This is a genomic window from Blautia intestinihominis, assembly GCF_040096655.1.
Taxonomy (GTDB): Bacteria; Bacillota; Clostridia; order Lachnospirales; family Lachnospiraceae; genus Blautia_A; species Blautia_A intestinihominis.
Genome location: NZ_JBBMEI010000120.1, coordinates 1 through 6,343 on the forward strand (window position 1 = coordinate 1; position 6,343 = coordinate 6,343).

Annotated in this window: 6 protein-coding genes; 5 read left to right on the plus strand and 1 reads right to left on the minus strand. The window is 41.5% G+C overall.

Annotated features, from left to right (window positions below; translation table 11 throughout):
• The 3 genes from miaB to WMO75_RS18510 form a co-directional block, all read left to right on the plus strand.
• A partial coding sequence (gene miaB, locus WMO75_RS18500) for a tRNA (N6-isopentenyl adenosine(37)-C2)-methylthiotransferase MiaB (RefSeq protein WP_349078706.1) occupies nucleotides 1-991 on the plus strand: 991 nt, incomplete at its 5' end.
• Nucleotides 988-1,926 (plus strand): tRNA dihydrouridine synthase, encoded by a 939-nt coding sequence (locus tag WMO75_RS18505; RefSeq protein WP_349078708.1) that lies wholly within the window; start codon nucleotides 988-990, stop codon nucleotides 1,924-1,926. The genes miaB and WMO75_RS18505, both read left to right, overlap by 4 nt.
• A 241-nt stretch (nucleotides 1,927-2,167) precedes the next feature.
• Nucleotides 2,168-2,413, plus strand: coding sequence for a hypothetical protein (locus WMO75_RS18510; RefSeq protein ID WP_330427716.1), 246 nt, complete (start codon nucleotides 2,168-2,170; stop codon nucleotides 2,411-2,413).
• A 95-nt stretch (nucleotides 2,414-2,508) separates the two neighbouring features.
• Here WMO75_RS18510 and WMO75_RS18515 read toward each other — a convergent pair whose 3' ends face one another.
• Complete coding sequence (locus WMO75_RS18515; RefSeq protein ID WP_227222732.1) at nucleotides 2,509-3,054, minus strand: hypothetical protein; 546 nt, start codon at nucleotides 3,052-3,054, stop codon at nucleotides 2,509-2,511.
• Nucleotides 3,055-3,558: 504 nt separating this feature from the next.
• Here WMO75_RS18515 and WMO75_RS18520 point away from each other — a divergent pair.
• A complete protein-coding gene (locus WMO75_RS18520; protein ID WP_349078710.1) occupies nucleotides 3,559-4,815 on the plus strand; it encodes an RNA-guided endonuclease InsQ/TnpB family protein in 1,257 nt (418 codons plus the stop codon).
• A gap of 592 nt (nucleotides 4,816-5,407) precedes the next feature.
• On the plus strand, nucleotides 5,408-6,343 hold a 936-nt coding region (gene ltrA, locus WMO75_RS18525), incomplete at its 3' end, for a group II intron reverse transcriptase/maturase (RefSeq protein WP_349078711.1).

The window sequence follows — 6,343 nt, forward strand, 5'->3', positions numbered from 1 at the left end:
TGCCGAGCTGTTTTATGATATGCAGCAGTCTGAACAGCAGATTGTTGATATCTGGGAAGGAACAGATCAGATCGTGGAGGATCTGCCGACAGAGAGAAACTATACTTTCAAATCCGGTGTCAACATCATGTTTGGCTGCAATAACTTCTGTAGCTACTGTATCGTGCCGTATGTTCGCGGCCGTGAGCGCAGCCGTGAACCGGAGGCAATCGTCAAGGAAGTAAAACGTCTGGCAGCGGACGGCGTTTCCGAAGTCATGCTTCTTGGACAGAATGTAAACTCTTATGGCAAGACACTGGAGAATCCGGTTACTTTTGCACAGCTTCTGGAAATGCTGGAAGATATCGAGGGACTCAAAAGAATCCGTTTCATGACTTCCCATCCGAAGGATCTTTCCGATGAACTGATCGCGACGATGGCAAAGAGCAAAAAGATCTGTCATCATCTCCATCTTCCGCTTCAGTCCGGCAGCAGCCGTATTCTGAAGGTGATGAACCGCCGCTATGACAAAGAGAAGTATCTGGATCTGGTAGACCGTATCCGCACAGCAATCCCGGATATTTCCCTGACAACAGATATTATTGTTGGTTTCCCTGGTGAGACAGAGGAGGATTTCCAGGAGACACTGGATGTTGTTGCCAAATGTGGCTATGATACAGCCTTTACTTTCCTGTATTCCAAACGAAGCGATACACCTGCAGCAGCTATGGAGAATCAGGTACCGCAGGATGTGGCAAAAGAAAGATTCAACCGTCTTCTTGCCCTGGTACAGCAGGAAGGCCGCAGACGTTCCTCCAGATTTGAGGGAAGCGTGCAGGAAGTTCTCGTAGAGGAAGAAAGCAAAGAGAAGGGAATTTTTACCGGAAGAACGGAATATAATCTGCTGGTACATTTCCCGGGAAATGAATCCCTCCTTGGCAAATATGTCAGAGTCCATCTGGATGAATGCAGAGGCTTCTACTATCTGGGAACACTGGAAGAAAACGAATGAAGATTTATCTTGCCCCGTTAGAGGGAATCACGAATTATGTATATCGTAAGGCTCTTTTTGAATGCTTTGATGGATTTGACAAATATTTTATCCCGTTCATCCGTGCCAAGCAGAATCTCAACTTAAGCGGAAGGGAAAAGAAAGACCTGCTGCCGGAGAATAATGAGGGAATGTATGCAGTTCCTCAGATCCTTACGAAGAAGGCAGAGGATTTTATCCGAACAGTGGAACTTCTCAGTGAATACGGCTACCAGGAAGTCAACTTAAATCTTGGCTGTCCGTCCAAAACTGTCGTGACCAAGGGCTGCGGCGCCGGATTTCTTGACCGACCTGAGGAACTGGAACGTTTTCTGGATGAGATCTTTGCGAAGTGCAATATTCAGATCTCCGTCAAAACACGGCTGGGAATGGAAGATGCATCGGAATTTCCTGAATTGATGAAACTGTATAATAAATTCCCGATGAAAGAACTCATTATCCATCCGCGTGTGCAGAAGGATTTTTACAAAAATACTCCAAATCTGGAAATGTTTGCAGAAGCTTTTGCGATGAGTACAAATCCGGTTTGCTATAATGGTGATATTTTCTGCGTGGAGGATCATCAGAGAATCTGTGAGAGATTTCCGGAACTTGATGCAGTCATGAGCGGCAGAGGTACGCTTACGAATCCTGCCCTTGCAAGAGAGATAAGGGGTGGACAGGCTCTTACCAAGGCGGAACTTCGGAAGTTCCATGATCTGGTGTATCATACATATCGCGCAGAAGTTTCCGGCGACCGCAACGTTCTTTTTAAGATGAAAGAACTCTGGTTTTATATGGGACCGCTGTTTGCAAACAATAAAAAATATCTCAAAAAAATCAAAAAAAGTGAAAAATGCATCGTATATGAGAGCGCGGTTGCAGAATTATTTTCAAATGAAGAGTTGATTCTTTAAAGAAGAGACTTTTACTGAACAGACAACATACAGTAGAAGTCTTTTTTTGTCTGTTCAGGTTTTCCAAGGGCGTGAATCGTGATAATTTTACAATAATTTAAGCGAAGATTGATAGTTTACGGACAATAGAAGTGTTATGATGACTTTCGAAGTAAGAATAATAATCGAAAGAGGAGCGAGAATAGATGTTATATCAGTGGCCTTTGTTATAGCTGATAAAACAGATGTCAGAAGAAGCCGGGTGCGTCAGAAAGAAAAATCAGCATTTGATATCCATGACCGCGTAAATTATGCAGTTACAGATTCGAAACTTAAGATAGATGAAGAAAAATCTGTGATCGCACTAAACCTTCAGATTGATGAAAATATTTGTTCTATGTACGATTATTTTGAAATCTTTCTTGGAAGAATGATGTTCTGCAGGAAGTCTGCTGAAATTCTTGGGACAACTTTTAAGCTGACAGTAAATGGAAGAAAAGTTTTGTAAAAATTTTCTGTCTGAATCGTTCTTCCGTAAAGAAAAAGGCGGCTGACATGAAACAGCTCATGTCGGTCGCCTTTTCTTCGTAAAATATTGGGCTCTTAATAATAAGTTTCTTCCTGGACAAGATTCTCCTCAAACGAGCCGGAGGAATCATCCGAAGAATCGGAACCACCGGTGTCATAATCGGTCTGGACATCATCGGAACTGCTGTCATCATAAGAAGAGTCGGATCCGTCATCGGTCGGATAAGTGATCTGATCGGAAGTATTGTAATCACCGGAGTTATCGTCTTCGTTGATGTAATCATCCGAAGAAGTGTTATCATCATGGGAAACATCAGAACTTTCATCATCATTCTGGGTGGTATCTGCATCAGAGGAGGATGTGTCAGAACTTCCGGAATCATCAGAGGTATCGTAGTCATAATTGCTGTCCTCGGAATAGATCGTAAATCCGGCATCCTCCGCTTCGGACTGCTTCTCGGCTTCTGCCTCGGCAGCTGTCTCGGGTGCTTCCTTAAAGGTGCTGGTGGCACGTGCCCGGAGAATACTGGCATCCTTGGGGACAACAGCATAGACCATAACCATCGCACAGCAGAAACATGCAGTCATGATTCCAATTTTTATCTCGTCTTTGTATTTCATAGTTATTCCTTCTTTGTACCTGTTTTTACAGTAAGTATACCATGGATCGGACAAAAATTGTAATAAAAATTATTCCAGTTTTTTTGATGAATTTGCATATATAAAGTTATTTTATTAAAAAAATTGACAGCATATTGCCTGAAAGCGTATAATAAAGCTAATCATTTTTGATGATCTGGGGGGATTTACAGTGCTGACGGGAAATTTGCAGATCAAAAAACTAAGCCATTATTTTCTTATCACAATACTGTGGTGTTTGTGTGTGGGAGTTCTGGCTTTTTTTAGGACAATAAGCGGGAATCCTCGGCAATTCAATTACCGAGATGAAAGCGTAGGATTGTGCGTATCCGCACAAAAATATAACAACAAAAATTTATTTCTTATATCTCCTGATTCTTGTATTTGTTTTCGGAAGAAAGCGGGTCAGATCTGCGTTGAAAATCAAGAGCATTTTGTGCTATAATATAAATGTAATAGAATCTATGAACCAGAAGGAGAATGGAGATGTTGCTGTCACATAAAACATCCTTAAAGATCAGTCAGGAATATTCCAACATTATAGGGCATATGTGTTATGCAGCTTCTAAACTCTGGAATGTCTGCAACTATGAACGCCATCATTATAAAGAACTGGGACTGGAAAAGTATCCTGACTGGTATTATCAGAAAAAAGCACATAAAGGAGATCAGTGGTACAGACAGCTGCCGTCACAGACAGCACAGGAGACCTGCAAGCAGTTGGACAAAGCATGGAAATCTTTTTATGTCCTGAAAAAGACCGGAGGGGTCAAAGAGCCAAATCCGCCCCGTTTTAAACAGGATAGTATACCGGTCACATACATGCAGATGGGGATCCGGCATGAGAAAGGCTCAGACCAGCTGCGGCTGTCTCTGCCAAAGGATCTGAAAAGCTATATGGAAGAAACCTATGGGATCCATGAAAAATTTCTATATCTTGAAAATAAGATTTTCAGGAACATGGATCATATAAAACAGCTGCGGATCTATCCACCAAAAAACGGAAAATGCGACCTTATTGTCATTTATGAGATTGAAGAGCCGGAACGGCTTTCTCAGAATGGACATTATTTATCGATTGATCTGGGACTTCATAATCTGATGACCTGTTATGATTCTGGAAATGGCAGGACTTTTATTCTGGGAAGAAAATATCTTTCTTTGGAAAGATATTTTCATAAAGAAATAGCCAGAGTGCAGTCCGGATGGTATGCACAGCAATCGAAAAGAGGAATAAAATATCCAAAATCATCGAAACATATCCAGAGACTTTACAGGAAAAAGCAGAATGCAGTGAAGGATTATCTCCACAAAGTGACCAGATGGATTACAGAATACTGCAGAAAAGAAGATATCCGCTGTGTGGTTGTGGGGGATATCCGAAATATCCGCAAAGAAAAAGATATGGGGCATATGACCAACCAGAAGTTTCACAGCCTGCCATATAACAGGCTGTATATCATGCTGGAATATAAGCTGAAACTGTATGGAATACAATTGATAAAACAGGAGGAAAGCTATACCAGCCAGTGCAGCCCGTTATCACCAGAAGTATCAAAAAGACATGCAGAAGCATCAAATCGAAAAGAACGTGGTATGTATATAACTGATGGAATAAGATTTAACGCAGATGCAGTAGGTGCATTTAATATCCTGCGGAAATATCTTTCCGTATCCGGAAAACAGAAGGAACTGTCCGTAACCGGACTAAAAAATCCAGAAATAATAAAAGTAGCTGTATAGCCGAAAGGCAAGCAGTATTGGTGTTATGGACGCACCCTGAAAAAAGGCGGTATCCCGCCAGATTTCAGATGCTCTGGTAACTCAGTTGCCGAGTAGTTCAGTTCGCCCGGCGCGAACGTTATTCTTAAAGGTGAAAGTCCTAAGCGTACCCGTTAGCGGGAAGCGCATAGTCAATATGGCAAGGGTGTCCACTGTAAAGTGGAATCTGAAGGAAGCCTGAGGCAAACCATTGGTCCGACGAACAGAAATCATGTATAAGGCTTACAGTCTGGATAAGACCGCTGAACAGGTTGAAGTCCGATAGCTAACAAAAGACTGGTAGTAGACATGGCGGATAGATGATGGGAAAGATGACGTTTTTAACCGTGGGAGATCCTATGGGTGGTATCATTAGCCATAGTAACAACGAACCATAGGAAGTCAGCAGACGTCATAGTAGTGAAGAAGTCTCTGTAATGGGGATGGAGCGAAGGACGGAACAGTTAATCAGTTGGAGTAAGTCCCAATTGAGAGTTTTTGACAATACACATGCCGAGAGGGGTACCACAAGTACTATGTGGTTGAAGCTCACGAAAGGGAAAGGAAACAACGCATGGAGAAACAAAGAATATTTATAGATGACATTCTGTCAAATGAAAATATGAACCGTGCTTATAAACAAGTAATAAAGAATAAGGGTGCGGCAGGGATAGACGGAATGGAATGTAATGACCTGTTTTCTCATTTGAAAGTAAATGGTCATCAACTCAGAGAGAGTATAAGAAATCAGTCATATAAACCAATGCCAGTAAAAAGGGTGGAGATTCCTAAAGATAATGGAAGTAAGCGAAAACTTGGAATACCTACAGTTACAGACCGCATGATTCAACAGGCGGCTGCACAGGTATTAACACCTATATATGAACGGAAATTTCATACAAACAGTTATGGATTCAGACCTGGAAAGAGTGCACAACAGGCAGTGTTAAAAGCGGCTGAATACATGAATGAGGGATATAACTGGGTCGTTGATATTGATCTGGAAAAGTTCTTTGATACAGTAGAACATGATAAGATGATATCTATTCTGAACAAAGAAATCAAGGATGGGAAAACACTTTCACTAATCCGAAAATTTCTGGCAAGTGGAGTCATGGTCGGAGAACAAATGGAAGAAACAGAGATTGGAACCCCACAAGGAGGAAATATCTCGCCGCTTCTTGCAAATATACTGTTAAATGAACTGGATTGGGAACTTGAAAGTCGGGGACTTAGATTTGTACGATATGCAGATGACTGTATTATTCTTGTCAGAAGTGAAAAAGCTGCGACACGAGTAATGAAATCAGTCACGAAATATATTGAGAATGTCCTGCGGTTAAAAGTGAACAAGGACAAGAGTAGAATAGGCAGACCTACCGAAATACAATATCTGGGATTTGCTTTTTATTATCAATTTCAGGAAAAGAAACATAGGATGAAAGTTCCGAAAAAGTCATTGGATAAAGTAATGAAGAAAGTCAGGAAACTTACGAGCCGCAAGTGGAGC